The organism is Ehrlichia muris subsp. eauclairensis (assembly GCF_051097115.1).
Taxonomy (GTDB): Bacteria; Pseudomonadota; Alphaproteobacteria; order Rickettsiales; family Anaplasmataceae; genus Ehrlichia; species Ehrlichia muris.
The window spans coordinates 510,581-525,213 of the sequence record NZ_CP118226.1; the positions used below are offsets into that span (position 1 = coordinate 510,581).

The following is a 14,633-nucleotide window of genomic DNA, read 5'->3' on the forward strand; positions in this document are numbered from 1 at the left end:
ATAATTAGTGTAGTGTGTGACTAATTGGTGTATTTATGAAAAATCTTTTGCTAGTTTCTGCTTTAACCTTTGTATTAATAATGTGTTCTCATGATGCTTTTTCTGATGAAGTATTAGATAGTATTTTTGTAGATAATCATAATAATGCTAAAAATTTATTTTTAGGAATTAAGAATGAGGTGTCAGCAAAGGGTAGCCGTGTTAAATTTGCTGGCAATATGGTTTCTTATGGTTGGTATTCAAGTGCTGATAGTAAGGATTCAGAAAAAATTATAAATAATAATAAGCGTTTTAATGTAGATATAGGAGGAAATGTTGGTAATATTGGTGCTAAACATGATGGTATGTTGAGTCTTGGAATTGATTTGAAACCAGATAAATATGGAGTTATATACGGAGTATATTCTCAGATACATATTCCACATGTTGAAGGAAAAAGTTTTGGTAATAATGCTGCATTTAATAGGGGATCAAAAATATTTGCTAAGACTCCTTATGGTGATTTTTCAGTTGGATATCAAGAAGGTATAGAATCCATTATGAAATTAAATGCTTTTAGTGTAATTGCTGGTGATAATTATAATATATGGACAAAACATTTAAGGAACATTCTGTATGATATGAAAGATGTATCAGGTTATTTTGTATATTGTTTAAATTTTTATTCTGGGTTATATAGTGAGAGTTTTTTTCGTAATAGTGATAACATAGTAACTGGTGTTATGGCTGGAACTTTTATTAATAATTTGCCATTTAGGTTATCTTACCAATCACAAAATTTTATGGGGTTAAGATTTGGAGTAAGTTACTCTCCTTTTGGATATGATAGGGAGTTATCTGAAATGCCACAGATAAATTTCAATAATGTAATTAAGTATGTAGAAGAAAATGATTTTGGAGGCAACAGGTATATTACGATGCCTTATGGTGGCTATGCTTTACCTTTAATTCTTATTGGGCCAAGCTATATACATATTATTAGTGGTGGTATTTCTTATACTTATAACTTTAAAAATTTTAAATTTAGTACTTCCATTATAGGGGAATATGGTGGAGAGGATGTTTTTCCTGGTTCTATGGAACGCTATAAAGTATATTTTAAACATCATAAATTAAAAGGAATATCTGTTGGGTGGAATATTGGCTATAACACAATAGAGTTTGCAGGATCTTATGGAAATTTAAATAGGTCTGGAATTCCTTATGCTAGATGTTCTGCAAGTATTTACTGTAGGTCCTATTGGACATTATCGGAAGATATTGATTATTATTGGGATATAGGTATTGCTTATAAATATGGGGATTTAAAGTTGAGTCTTATTTACTTTACGAGTAATAGGATTGGTAATAAGTTAAACGATATAAGCGTGGGAATTGAATATAACATTTTAAGGTATAATAGATTTAGAAATAGTGTGTTTGCTAATTATCATTATTATACTTTCAACCAATTTGAGCATGATTATAAGAATACTAGAAACGGTAAAGGTAGTGTATTGCTGGTAGGTACAAAGTTGGAATTTTAAACTTTTATCTTAAAATATTATAATTATTGTATGAAAGCCATAATTTTTTAATTTTGTACTTTAATTAGTGATAAAATATAATAATATGTTCCTTAAATACATAAAATAAGGTTCTGTATTTCCTTATTATTGGTATGGCTTTACGTTATTAAAAAATCTGAACGTTTTGGTAGTGTATACTAGGTTATGAATATTCATAATATATTCTCCAATTAAACTTTATTATAGACTGTATTAGATGGATGCTAACTGCTAACAGTATTTAATGATTTTATTATTAAATAAAATTTATTAGTTAATTAGTTTTGTTTATAAATTATATTATTAATAATATTATTTTCAATTTTAATAGAATTTTACTCAAAGTTGTATAAAATGCTTTGACTTATTATTATTTGGTGATTAACATCTAAGCTTAAGTTAGTATTAGGTGGTCTTATTATGAAGTTTACTTTAGTAGCATCTGCTTTAGCTTCTTTTCTTATATTGTATGGGAATGCTTCATTTTCGGTAGATATACTAAGTGATATTAATATTTCCGATATTGGCATAGGAAAAAAACAAGTTGATAGTATTAATGCAAAAGATGTTTTTACAACAAATAGTTTAGAAAATAAAGAGTATAATCGTTCATTGAAAGTAGGTCGTGCTTTAGTAAGCGGGCAAGCTATATCTTATATGTGGTCTTCGTCTGATGAATATAGAGGTCTTTCTGATATATCTGGTGATATGGATGATTGGGGTATGAATTACGATGCTATATTACGTGTAGGAGCTGAAATAAAATCAAATGATTCTGGTGTTAAGTATGGTGTAGATTTTCAGGTATCTGTGCCTAATGTTAAAGGAAAAAATTTTGAAAAAAAAGCTGCTTTAAATAGAGGTTCTAGAATATTTGCTTCTACTCCTTATGGTGATTTTTCAGTAGGTTATCAGGAAGGTGTAGAATCTATAATGAAGTTAGATTCTTCTAATGTAATTGCTGGAGATGAGAGTAGTAGTTGGACACAACATGTAAGAGGTGCATTATCTGAAAGAAAAAACGCTTTAGGATACTCGGTGTATCCGTTTCTTTTTTCTGCCGGGTTGTATAGTGAAAATATCTTTAGGAATAATGATAATATGGTACGTACTGTAGATAATGATAAGGATTTTATTAATAATCTGCCTTTTAGAATGTCTTATCAATCTCCTAATTTTATGGGATTAAGGTTTGGAGTAAGTTATTCTCCTCTAGGGTATAAGTTTGAGCATTTTGGTAGGGTGCTTGACTTATATACTACTGATATAATTAATGTGGTTAATAAAATACCTGAGTTTGACGTAGTAACTCCATCACCTGGTACTGTAGATTTGAGTACATTGATTGAAAAATTAAAGACAGCTAATTTAACAGGTACTTTAACTTTAAAGCAAGAGAAAAACAAAGTTCCAAAACTTAAGGTTAAATTTAATAACAAAGGCGAAAACACAAGCGATAACGATCAGCAAGAGAATCTGGAATACATACCATGTAAAGGGACAGTTACTTTACTTTCGAACCGTGAGGCAGGAAGCATGAGTGAGCATGATCCAATTCACTTTGGTATTGAAGGAGACTCTGTAGAAATGGAGATTCCTGCATCTGATATTGAATTAAAAGATTTAACTATTACGTTATCAGATTTAGGAGGTATTAGCCAGTTATCAGTTAAGCAAGATGGTCAAATCTCTATTACACCTAAGGAAGCAGATGCTAATAAATCTAAGGTGATTCAACGCCTTAAAAATACAGAAGATGAGATATTTTTTGGTGCAAAATATGAACATATATTAAGTGCTAGTATAGCTTATAATTATGATTTTAATAATGATCTTAAATCTAGTACTTCTGTTGTAGGTGAATATGCTCGTCCTAGGTTGTATTTTAATACAAAGAATCACTATGATATTTATGCTGAGAGCCATAATCTACAGGGAATATCTATTGGTTCTATATTGAGTTATAAGAACGTTAATTTTGCTCTTGCTTATGGCTATTTAGGGCAATCCGGTTTTATAAAGCATTATATTGCACATAAAAGCGATACTGAAATGTTATATCCAATGTATGAAAGACCTAGCACTTATTATTGGGATATGGCTTTTGGGTATCAATATAAGTCTTCTTATATTAGTGTTGCATACTTTAAAAGCAATAGGAGTGATAATATATTACAGGATATTAACTTAGGTTTTGAATATAATTTATTAAAAGAACACAGTAAAATGAAATGTAAGTTATTTGGAAATTATCACCATTATAAGTTTTCAGAGATCTCAATTGTTGATAGTGTTAGTTATGATGATGGTAGCGGGTATAAAACTACTACAGCAGAAGGAGAATCAGCAACCAATACTGGAAAGGGCATTATTGCGCAAAGTGTTGTGAAAACTAAAAAGAATGGATCAGGTAATATATTTTTAGTAGGTGCTAAAGTAGAGTTTTAAACACTTATATTATTACATTTTACAATCTGCTAAGTATCAATTAATGTGGTGTTTCCAACATTTATGTTTTTTAAATATGTATTAAGTTATATCTGGCTAATATTTGTACTCCTTGGGTTTTATACACTATTTGTTTCTGTTGTTGAGTGCTATATAGTGAATATTAAGTCCTATATTACATTAATCTCAGAAATATAAGTCTAAATTATATTTTTTTATGAATTGTTATCTTTTTTATTCTATTCAAAAGTTTATTCTTTTAGTATTCTTTTTTCTATCTTCAATAGAATTATATTCTTTTTGTTGTTATCCTAATTTTTAATGAAGAAATTTATATATCATTATACTTTAGTAAAATTTATTAATAATATTACAGATTATTTCTTGACATTATATATTATACTTGATTAAGTATTGTTAATATATTTATTTATTGAATTAATTTTGGTAATTTTTATGAAAGAATTTTCGTTTGCTACTGCTTTTGTTTCTTTTTTGCTTTTGTATAATGTTGATGCTTTTTCAGTAGATAATATAGATGGAAATCATGGAAATCGGAAAAAATCAGTAAACTTTGTAAAAGGTAATGAGTATGCTGAACAAGAAAACTTGGATCAGTCAACTAAAAGTTATCACAAAATTGATCTTGGTGGCAAAATATTATCTTACACTTGGTTTACAAATAATGCAAAAGCAATGCAAGATCATGGAGTAAGATTAGATGGTGTTTTAAATATAAAATCTATAAATAGTAATTCTGATCTTGGAATTCACTATGGTGGTAATTTTCAATTAGCAGTACCTGCTATAAAAACTAAGAATTTTATGCCTTCGATGAAATCCTATAATAGGGGAGCACAGTTATTTGTTGAATCTCGTTATGGAAATCTATCGTTTGGGTATCAAGAAGGTGTTGAATCTATAATGAAGGTGGATGCCTCTAGCATAGGGGCTGGGGATAACAGTATTGCTTGGTTACAATATACGGGGTTATCAGATCTCAATCATGATATGCAGTATCAACTATTTCCTGGATTATATAGTGAGAGTATATTTAATAGAAGTAGTAATAATGTCATTTCCATTGAAGATAAGGATTTTATTAATAGCTTACCATTTAGGGTATCTTATCAATCTCCAAACTATATGGGTGTAAGATTTGGTATTAGTTATTCTCCAATAGGTTATGATACTAATTTATTTGAGCGTGTGAGTTCCTATACTATAAAAAATTTAGCATTACCGCCTGTGATAGATGATATTAAAGCAATTAACACGCCACCAGGACAAACTGTTCAGGAAGCATCTGAAGCTCTGCTTAGTGCATTGAATAAACAAAATGTTAAAAGTGTTGATATGGAAGGTATTGTGCCATCTAAAACAGATTTTCTACAAGCACGTTATGAAAACATTGTAAGTCTTGGATTATTTTATAATCATTCTTTTAATGATATTGATGTTCAAGCATCTGTTGTAGGAGAGCATGGGTACAGTAATATTGATAAGTTAAAGTCATATGATAAGTATCCATCATCTGTTGAAGAGTTAGCAGCTTTTGCTATTGGTACATCTGTTGCTTATCGTAATGTTATAGTTGCAGGTTCTTATGGATATTTAGGAAGATCTGGTTATATTAATGCTATTCATCCTGTTTCTGGTAACCAAGCTTCTATCCCTGATAGTTGTTATACTTATTATTGGAACATTGGTGCAAAATTTATTTATAATAAAGCTTCAATAAGTACATCTTATTTTAGAAGTAGTAAAGTTAATACTTATTTCTATGATTATAGTTTAGGGGTTGATTATAATTTATCTATAAATAGTAATTATAAAGGGCAATATAAAGTTTTTGGAAATTATCATTATTTTAATATAGAGAATAAAATTTTAAAAGTTTTAGGTAGTGGTAGTGTACTATCATTGGGTGTAAAATATGAATTTTAAAATATTAAATTTTGTTTTTATGTAATGAAATTACTATAGTTTACTTGTATGTAGTATGCATTAATTAGCTGATGAAATACATACTACTGTCTTTTTTAGAATATCAGTGTATTTTCTTTATAGTTAATATTATTGATGTTTTTTTATATGTATATATTGTATATACGAAAGTGTTTTCAATATATCAAAGATTAGTAGAGAATACATGTCATATTATAAAGGAGTTAGGGAAGTAGTATTAGATACTGAAACAACGGGATTAGATGCAGATGGAGGAGATAGAATAATAGAGATAGGATGTGTAGAATTAATAGATCGTGTATTTACTGGTAAAGTATTTCATAAATATATTAATCCTGAACGTGATATCCCTTATTACGCAACAAAAATTCATGGTATTACTATTGATATGCTAAAGGATAAACCTAGATTTTCAGAGATAACAGATGAATTTTTAGAATTTATTGATAATAGTGTATTAGTTGTTCATAATGCTGGTTTTGATATTAAGTTTATTAAGATGGAACTTGATAAAATTCAGAAAAATTATGACTCTGAATTTCAAGTTGTTGATACACTGATTTTAGCCAGAAAAAAATTTCCTGGAGTTTCATCTACTTTAGATGCTTTATGTCGGAGGTTTAATATTTCTCTACAAGATAGGAAATTTCATGGCGCATTGTTAGATGCAACTTTACTAGGGAAAGTATATGTGCAATTAATGGGGGGGTTGCAAAGATCTCTAGATTTTGCTTATAATAATAACATATCAAATGCTAATAATCCGAATAATAGATATGAGAATCTTTATCTTGAACCACGAACTTACAAATTAAGAGGAGAAGAGATAGAAAAGCATAAAATGCTATTAGAAAAAATAAAAAATCCTATTTGGAATAATATATTTTATACAGAAGCCAAGTATCATTAAGTATTGTTTTTACATTTTATAAAAGTCTATTTTAGTAAATTTAAAAAATTTTTGCATGAATTAGAAATATGAATTACAAGAGTTTTTCAAGGAAAATAGGTATTGCTTGATTGAAAGATTTTGAATCAAGTTGCTAAGTGATTTTGATATGTATTATAGAATATTGTTTGATATAAAAAATAGAGAAGTACTTTGATTTATATCAACTTATCTTGTTGATATGGTTGAATGTTAGAAAAAAAAAAAAAAAGAAGTATATATGTTTTGTTTATGAAAAATGATTAAATCCTTTATTATTGATGGTAATAATGTTTCTATTGTGATCATAAAGTGTTACGTGATATCCTGGTATTATTTCCCCTATTTTGCTTATTTTTACTTCACTTTTGCAAGATATTTCTTGTATTAAGTGAGAAAATGTAGGATTTATTGTAAATATCAATTCATAATCATCTCCTCCAGACAAAATGTTATTTATATATTGAGGTGTGTTATCTATGATTTCTTTGGCTTCATTTGATAAGGGTATTTTATCTAAGTATATTGATGCTCCTACTTGAGATGAGTTGCAAATGTGTTCAATGTCTTGTATTAGTCCGTCAGAAATATCTATACATGAAGATGCAATTTTGTTAATACTGATTCCTAAATTAATTCTCGGTTGTGGTAGGTCATATTTATTTTTTAAATTACAGTAATTTTTATTGATAATGTTTTGATATACAAGTAATCCAAGTGCTGCATCTCCAATACTTCCACTAACATAGATAGAATCTCCAATTTTTGCTCCAGATCTTTTTAATATATTGCCATTACTTGTGCCAAATGCTGTAATGCTAATTATAATTTTATCTTGTTTGTGAGATGTTGTATCACCTCCTAATAGTTTTATGTTAAATTTTTCATGTTCTTCTTTTAGGCTATCAGTAAAATTTTTCCACCAATCTTGAGAAATATTATTAGGTAATACTAATCCTAAGCAATAGCCGTAAGGTGTAGCTCCCATAGCTGCAATATCTGATAAGTTTGATCTAATAGCTTTTTTTGCTAATATGTGTGGGTTGCACTGTTTAAAAAAATGCACACCTTCTATAAGTATGTCTTTTGTTACTAGTAATTTTTTGTGTGTACAATTGATAATAGCAGCATCATCCCCTATTAATGAATCATGATCTAGTTTATATATATAATTTCTAATGTATTCAAATTCTTTCATAGTATTCTCTTAAATATGTAGTGTGTGCTTTTTTGTAATAAAATGTATTATTTATTATAACATATTTGTAGTATTAGAGTTTAGTGTTTTTAAGATTTTAAGTAGATAAAATTCTATTGTTTTAATCTTTAATAATTATTGTTTAAAGGCAATGAAAATATGTTAAGAAAAAAAGTAAAAAATCCTTTTAAGTGTATATTTAAATGTGTATACCATGCAATGATTGATGTGATAAAGCATGATGGTATAGAACATGCAGGCTATCTATCATTTATTATATTATTATCAATCTTTCCTTTCTTGGTTTTTTTTATGGCATTAATATCAAATGTAGCCCAGTTACTGAATCAATACGATATTAGTATTAATGATAAGTTGATTGTGTTGATAAATGATAATATTCCTCATGAAGTTATCTCAGGGCTTATGCCACGGATTCAAGAAATAATTTCAGGACCTCCTCATAGCTTATTAACATTGGCAGTTATAGGAACAATATGGACTGCTTCATCTGCTGTAGAAGGAATAAGGACTATATTGAACAAAGCATATAGGGTTTCTAGCCCTCCTTCTTATATTTTTCGTAGATTATTAAGTATTTTTCAATTTCTTGTGATTACTGTAACAATAATTATTGCTATGGTATGTATAATTTTGCTTCCTGTTATTTATGACATATTAGATAAAGATTTGGGATATTTAAAATATGCTATCAGTGAGTTAGTATTGTTTGTATCTATTACTTTATTATATTTTATTGTGCCAAATATTAAACAAAATTTGATAAATGTAATGCCAGGTGCAATATTAGTTACTTTATTATGGACATGTTCATCTTTTGTTTTTACTTGGTACATAAAAACTTTCCATCAATTAAATATAATATACGGTAGCTTAGCTAGCATTATTGCATCATTGTTATTTTTCTATATTTTGAGTATATTTTTTATATATGGAGCAGAACTAAACTATAGGCTAAAAAACATGTTCATGTAATACTCAAACTGTTATTTACTTTACTGAAAAAAGCTCGTACGGTGTTATACATAAATTTATACAATCCCATACTTAAGAATATAGATAGAAAATATTCCATGAACCCAGTACATAGCATGTGCTACTTACCCTCTATTAGTGTAGCAGCACACACGTACGCATCTATACCTCTATCTTATTTATGAATGCATTAATTAACCTTTAATGATATTTCGACTTTGGATCATCTTATACCATACTTACTTATTAAGGCTGCATTCCAATGAGTGCTACTTGGTGAGAGGACACTTTCATTGGGGGGGGGGGGATAAACACACACACCCCCAAACCCAAGCCCTAGGACCTGCTGGCAGCGTTTAAGTTACCACCAGGGGTACCACCAGGGGCAACATCATCAGCTGCTATCCTTGGTGCCGGTCTGTCGTCGTTTTCTTCGGAGGATTGTATTTCTTGTGAACTGTCATTATGGTTATCAATATTTTTTTCTTGTAGTGCAAAATGTTTACTTAGTGCTGATGCGCCTAGGAGTAATACTATACTTGTTGCAAAAGCTAAAAATGATGCAAGAAAGACACTTGTTGATGCTTCAGGAATACCAGGTATTTTTATATCTAATGCAAGATTCATTCCAGAAAGTACTGTAAGAATTGTAGTGGATAACGCTACTACAGTAGACAATGCAGCTGCCACATTAAGCGCTCCATTTCCTATACGAAATTTATTATTATTGTGTATCATAGTTATTGCCTTAAAAATTTATTATTTAATTCAATGTTAAATAAATATTTAATATAAATCAAGAAATATATTAATTTTATTAAAAATATTAATATATATAATGTTTTTAAACATTATTTTGTAATAAATTTATCTTTTTATATGTTTTTGTTGCGTATAAGATAAAGATTCTGCAATGTGATCATATGATATAAAATCTTGTAGAGATAAATCAGCGATAGTTCTGGCAACTCTGAGGATTTTTGTGTATTCCCTAGCAGAGATATTTTTCTCTTGTAATACGGATTTGAGAAGTTGTATACCAGATTTATCTGGGATGAAAAATTTTGTTATCATATCTTCTGATATTGTTATCTTATTGAAAAGTTTCTCATGACGATTTTTCTGTAATGTCTTGGCAAGAATGACACGTTCTTTTATTGTTTTTGAGCTTTCTATGTTTCTATAATTGTTGTGTGACAGCATATTTATATATGGTACTTCTATGTGTATATCGATTCTATCATTTAATGGGCCAGAAATTTTGCTTTGATATTCAATAGCGCATTTAGGAGCTTTAGAACAAGATTTTGATGAATCACCAAAATAGCCGCATCTACAGGGATTCATTGCTGTGATTAATTGAAAATTTGCTGGATATTTTATATGAATATTTGCTCTAGATATGAGGATCTCTTTATTTTCTAATGGTTGTCTTAAAGAATCTAGTACTGATCTTGCAAATTCTGGTAGCTCATCTAGGAATAATATGCCTTGGTGTGCTAATGTAATTTCTCCTGGTTTTGCATTTTTTCCACCTCCTACCATGGCTGCTATAGATAATGAACTATGAGGATCCCGGAAAGGACGCATTACTGATATTGATTTATTGGATTTTTTTATAATACTTGTTATGCTGTTTATTTCTATTATTTCATCATAAGTTAAATCTGGTAATATTCCGGGTAATCTTTTTGCTAACATTGATTTTCCAGTACCTGGAGGACCTACCATTAATATATTATGACCTCCAGCTGCAGCAATTTCTAAAGCTCTTTTTGCTATAAGTTGTCCTTTGATATCCTTCATATCTAAATATTCTGGATTTTCTATGGATAATTTATCGTTTGAAACGGGTATAGGTTCATTTTTATTAAAATAGTTAATCAATGATATAAGATGTTTAGGGGATAATATTGAGATACCTTTGATTAATGATGCTTCTGATCCGTTATTGTGTGGACATATTATGCCAATTTTTTGCTTCTGAGCACTTATAGCAGTGGGTAATACTCCTGAAACTGAAATAATTGAACCATCTAAAGATAACTCTCCTAGTGCAATATATGGTAAATCATTAATTTTTGGTATTGTTCCAATAATCATTAATAATCCTATAGTAATAGGTAAATCATAATGACTCCCTTCTTTGAATAAATCTGCAGGAGATAGATTTATGGTGATTCTTTGTGTTGGTAACGATATATTGATTGAGTTTAAAGCAGCTCTAATACGTTCACGAGATTCAGCAATTGCCTTATCTGGTAATCCAACAATATTAAATGCAGGTATACCTTTTGCAACGTGTATTTGTACATCAACATTTATTGTGTTTATTCCGTAAAATGCTATGGTTTTAACTCGTGCTATCATAAGATATTTAACTAATATATTATTATAAATAAAAAATCTACTAATTTTTTAATGATTACTTGCAGCTCTATATATCTTACTTATTATTGTTTATGTAAAGTAGTTTTTGATATTTGTAGTAAAATATATTTTTTTGAAGCATACAGCTTGTTGGTTTGTGTAATGTTATAGTTATGCTTTCTCTGTTTAAATATGTTGTGAATGTCTTGTAAATCCTAATCCTACTAAATATATTTCTGATGAATTCTTTCTACTTGCTTTTGGCTTAAAGTATTTTACATGCTTAAAATGAGCTTTCATTGATTGGTAGAATTCTTTTTCATATTCTCCTTGTAAGATTTTAGTAATAAATACTCCATTTTCGCGTGCAAACTTTATAGTAATGTCAAGAGATATTTCACATAAATTTATGATATTAGCATGATCAACTTGTTTGTTTCCACAGGCCTTTGGGGCCATATCAGACAATATTACATCGAATTTTTTGTCATGGAATTTAGTATTTAAAAGTTCTATATCATTAATAATATCACACTGAATGAATACCACATTAGAAATCCTATCCATATTTTGGATATCAACAGCAAATACTGAATTATTATTACTGTGTGATACCTTTTGAACTGCAACTTGAGACCATCCTCCAGGAGATGACCCGAGGTCTAATACGTATTGCCCTTTTTTTAATATAGAAAACTTATTGTCTATTTCTATCAACTTAAATGCAGACCTAGACCTGTAACCATGTTTTTTTGCTAGCAAAACATAAGGATCATTTAGTTGTCTATGCAACCACCGTGTAGAGGAAATCTTACGTCCTTTAGCAGTTTTTACAATAGTAGATATATGGATTACATTTATTATATTAAAGTAACATGATAAATTATTTTTGCTTGATGACAAGAATTATTTTATTGATATAATCTGTATTTTTGATACGATTACGTGTGGAATATTTTACGGAGCGTAGCGCAGCCTGGTAGCGTACTTGGTTTGGGACCAAGTGGTCGAGAGTTCAAATCTCTCCGCTCCGACCATTAGTATTTATGCTTTAATTATAAAATCTAAGTCTATTTTTTATTTATTCTGATGGGCTTCTAGTTTGTACTTTGATTATATGGTAATATATTATAGAAAATATACTTCTGATAAAATTATTTATTTGTAATGGTATAATCTTTAGGAAGTTACATAACGTTGTTACTAAATTGTAAGTTATGTTTAGATAAAATAGGTTGTATATTGATGTATTGTTCTCTTTAAGATCAATGAAAAGCATGATCGTATTGACTTTGTTGGGATGTAGTAGGAGTAGGGCTAGGAGAATGATCGTGATGATATTCAGGTTCTTGTTGTAGTTGATGTTGATTATGATCTACATTATCTAGTCCGTGACCTGCAGCATTAGCAACTTCTTGGTTAGCATGAGGATACTCATCATGAGCATATGGGTCATCGGGGTGTGTGGCCTTTATGCTGTCTCCATCATTTTCTCCATTGGCAGCTGTTGCATCTTCACTTCCTCCACCTTCGTCAGAAGCACCTTCTGGTTGTGAATCTGGTAGTAGTTTTGGCAATCCAAAGATATTTTTTCTCATTTCAGATCCAAATATTACTGTAGTGGGTAGTTGTGCTCCTAAGCATGTAACTGAAGCAGCTACATTTCCAGTCGTACTATCGAGGAAACATGGTACATTTTTGTAAAACCAAGCAAGAAATACAAAAATAGAAAGTGCAGTCTCTTGTTCTTCTTCTCCATTGCGACTGCCGGATTGTTGTTGATGTAGATAAGACTGTAGCGCGGATACATTTATTCCACCGCCTTCATTTCCTGCCATAAACTAATTACTGTATAAAATTATAATAATCTATATTATATTGTATAATTGTAAATATATTTTTAAATTATGTATTGTTTGAATTCAATGAAACCAGGTGATTGTTATTTATTAAGTATGTAAAATGAAATTTTACTACAGAATTAGTAATATCTTATATAAAAGTATTCATGAGTTATTATTCGTAACAATCAATAGATGAATTCTTGGATTGGTTAATAAAAATCAAAGACATTGTTTAATCTTGTAAATCTATAAGTTTTATTATTTCTTCTCTGTATTTTATTAAAATTGTGTTTTGTTTTATAAGAAAGTGTTTCTTAAAAAAATACTCTAATACATTTAAGCTTGATTTGAACTCTGTTTTAGAGAATTTGTATGCACAGTTGTTATATACATCATGTAATAACTGTGGTAAAGGCAATAAATTTTTCTTATATGGTAATCCAACAGTTTTCGATATTGCTTTTCCAGTTTTTGGAGAAATAAAAGTTAGATTCTCATCTGTATTATTTATAGCACACCGTGATAAATCTAATCCGAATCCTAATTCTGATAGTAAAGTTAATTCTAATCTGAGATATTTTATTTGCCAGTTAATACCCTTAATTTGTATTGAATTAATAAAAATGTCTAAGCACCTATAAATGGTGTAATTTTCTTCATTCTCTGGTAATACTTGATCTAGTGTAAAAGTAAAAAAGGCTATACACATTGTTTTAAGATTATCTTGTATATAGTGGTGTAAAGTGGATTTAATTAATTCATATTTAAAGTAGCCTAAATTGCTTATTAATCTTGAGCTCCATGTTACATTAACGTAATCTCCTATTTGTAATCTGTGAGTTGTTTTTTTCAGATATTTTGCTAATCCTTTTTTTAAGCCATGTTTTTGAGTAAATATGGAAATTATGATTTGATCATCACCGTATTTTCTTATTGCAATTACTATTCCTTGGTCTTGCCATCTCACACTAAAACTCATTTTATAGTAGTTGATATACTATCATACAATGAAAATAAAGTTGGAAAATATATATGTTTGCTTATGTATTAGGTGGTAATTATTTTACTTAATTGCTGCTAAATTATTGTGTGTATAATTAAGGTTCAGTGTTAATGCTGAGCTAATTTTTATAAAGTATATTTTAATTAGCATAAAATTATAAATAATTTGTCTATTATTATTGGTATTTTAATGAATCATTTTTTTATGTTATTAATAAATTATTTGATAGGTATTTTATTATAAACATTATAAATTAATGAATATTGTATTTGCTTGTTTTCAATATTGATGGAAAATTATATAATACAATGAGAATTATGAGAGATTACTA

Annotated in this window: 11 protein-coding genes and 1 tRNA gene; 6 read left to right on the forward strand and 6 right to left on the reverse strand. The window is 28.8% G+C overall.

Annotated features, from left to right (window positions below; genetic code table 11):
- The first annotated feature begins 35 nt into the window (after window positions 1-35).
- The 4 genes from PVA18_RS02110 (at window position 36) to dnaQ (ending at window position 6,873) form a co-directional block, all read left to right on the forward strand.
- Complete coding sequence (locus tag PVA18_RS02110) at window positions 36-1,526, forward strand: porin (protein WP_045804689.1); 1,491 nt, start codon at window positions 36-38, stop codon at window positions 1,524-1,526.
- Between the two features lie 441 nt (window positions 1,527-1,967).
- The gene (locus tag PVA18_RS02115) at window positions 1,968-3,995 is read left to right on the forward strand and encodes an ECH_0525 family surface protein Esp73 (protein WP_045804688.1); all 2,028 of its coding nucleotides are present in this window, start codon (window positions 1,968-1,970) and stop codon (window positions 3,993-3,995) included.
- 456 nt (window positions 3,996-4,451) lie between these two features.
- Window positions 4,452-5,942, forward strand: a complete 1,491-nt coding sequence (locus PVA18_RS02120) for a hypothetical protein (protein WP_052692789.1) — start codon at window positions 4,452-4,454, stop codon at window positions 5,940-5,942.
- Between the two features lie 205 nt (window positions 5,943-6,147).
- Complete coding sequence (gene dnaQ, locus PVA18_RS02125) at window positions 6,148-6,873, forward strand: DNA polymerase III subunit epsilon (RefSeq protein ID WP_045804687.1); 726 nt, start codon at window positions 6,148-6,150, stop codon at window positions 6,871-6,873.
- Between the two features lie 268 nt (window positions 6,874-7,141).
- Here the strand turns inward: dnaQ and thiL are convergent, their stop codons facing one another.
- Window positions 7,142-8,089, reverse strand: a complete 948-nt coding sequence (thiL, locus tag PVA18_RS02130; RefSeq protein ID WP_045804686.1) for a thiamine-phosphate kinase — start codon at window positions 8,087-8,089, stop codon at window positions 7,142-7,144.
- 159 nt (window positions 8,090-8,248) lie between these two features.
- Between thiL and PVA18_RS02135 the strand changes: the two genes are divergently transcribed.
- Window positions 8,249-9,085 carry a YihY/virulence factor BrkB family protein gene (locus tag PVA18_RS02135; RefSeq protein WP_045804685.1) on the forward strand — a complete coding sequence of 279 codons (837 nt, stop codon included), beginning with the start codon at window positions 8,249-8,251 and terminating at the stop codon, window positions 9,083-9,085.
- Between the two features lie 336 nt (window positions 9,086-9,421).
- Here the strand turns inward: PVA18_RS02135 and PVA18_RS02140 are convergent, their stop codons facing one another.
- The 3 genes from PVA18_RS02140 to PVA18_RS02150 form a co-directional block, all read right to left on the reverse strand.
- Window positions 9,422-9,823, reverse strand: coding sequence for a hypothetical protein (locus PVA18_RS02140; RefSeq protein WP_052692787.1), 402 nt, complete (start codon window positions 9,821-9,823; stop codon window positions 9,422-9,424).
- Between the two features lie 129 nt (window positions 9,824-9,952).
- Complete coding sequence (locus tag PVA18_RS02145) at window positions 9,953-11,455, reverse strand: YifB family Mg chelatase-like AAA ATPase (protein ID WP_045804684.1); 1,503 nt, start codon at window positions 11,453-11,455, stop codon at window positions 9,953-9,955.
- A 186-nt stretch (window positions 11,456-11,641) separates the two neighbouring features.
- Window positions 11,642-12,217, reverse strand: coding sequence for an RlmE family RNA methyltransferase (locus PVA18_RS02150; protein ID WP_045805009.1), 576 nt, complete (start codon window positions 12,215-12,217; stop codon window positions 11,642-11,644).
- A gap of 198 nt (window positions 12,218-12,415) precedes the next feature.
- Here PVA18_RS02150 and PVA18_RS02155 point away from each other — a divergent pair.
- A tRNA-Pro gene (locus PVA18_RS02155) sits at window positions 12,416-12,492 on the forward strand.
- Between the two features lie 228 nt (window positions 12,493-12,720).
- On the opposite strand, the gene PVA18_RS02160 is transcribed toward PVA18_RS02155, so the two are convergent.
- Window positions 12,721-13,293: a hypothetical protein gene (locus PVA18_RS02160; protein WP_045804683.1), complete on the reverse strand. Its 573-nt coding sequence runs from the start codon at window positions 13,291-13,293 to the stop codon at window positions 12,721-12,723.
- Between the two features lie 238 nt (window positions 13,294-13,531).
- Window positions 13,532-14,266, reverse strand: a complete 735-nt coding sequence (recO, locus tag PVA18_RS02165) for a DNA repair protein RecO (protein ID WP_045805008.1) — start codon at window positions 14,264-14,266, stop codon at window positions 13,532-13,534.
- Between the last annotated feature and the right edge of the window lie 367 nt (window positions 14,267-14,633).

Excerpts from the sequence above, each read along its gene's own strand:
- PVA18_RS02110 (WP_045804689.1), top strand. The coding sequence starts at position 36 with ATGAAAAATCTTTTGCTAGTTTCTGCTTTAACCTTTGTATTAATAATG.
- PVA18_RS02115 (WP_045804688.1), top strand. The coding sequence starts at position 1,968 with ATGAAGTTTACTTTAGTAGCATCTGCTTTAGCTTCTTTTCTTATATTG.
- PVA18_RS02120 (WP_052692789.1), top strand. The coding sequence starts at position 4,452 with ATGAAAGAATTTTCGTTTGCTACTGCTTTTGTTTCTTTTTTGCTTTTG.
- dnaQ (WP_045804687.1), top strand. The coding sequence starts at position 6,148 with ATGTCATATTATAAAGGAGTTAGGGAAGTAGTATTAGATACTGAAACA.
- thiL (WP_045804686.1), bottom strand. The coding sequence starts at position 8,089 with ATGAAAGAATTTGAATACATTAGAAATTATATATATAAACTAGATCAT.
- PVA18_RS02135 (WP_045804685.1), top strand. The coding sequence starts at position 8,249 with ATGTTAAGAAAAAAAGTAAAAAATCCTTTTAAGTGTATATTTAAATGT.
- PVA18_RS02140 (WP_052692787.1), bottom strand. The coding sequence starts at position 9,823 with ATGATACACAATAATAATAAATTTCGTATAGGAAATGGAGCGCTTAAT.
- PVA18_RS02145 (WP_045804684.1), bottom strand. The coding sequence starts at position 11,455 with ATGATAGCACGAGTTAAAACCATAGCATTTTACGGAATAAACACAATA.
- PVA18_RS02160 (WP_045804683.1), bottom strand. The coding sequence starts at position 13,293 with ATGGCAGGAAATGAAGGCGGTGGAATAAATGTATCCGCGCTACAGTCT.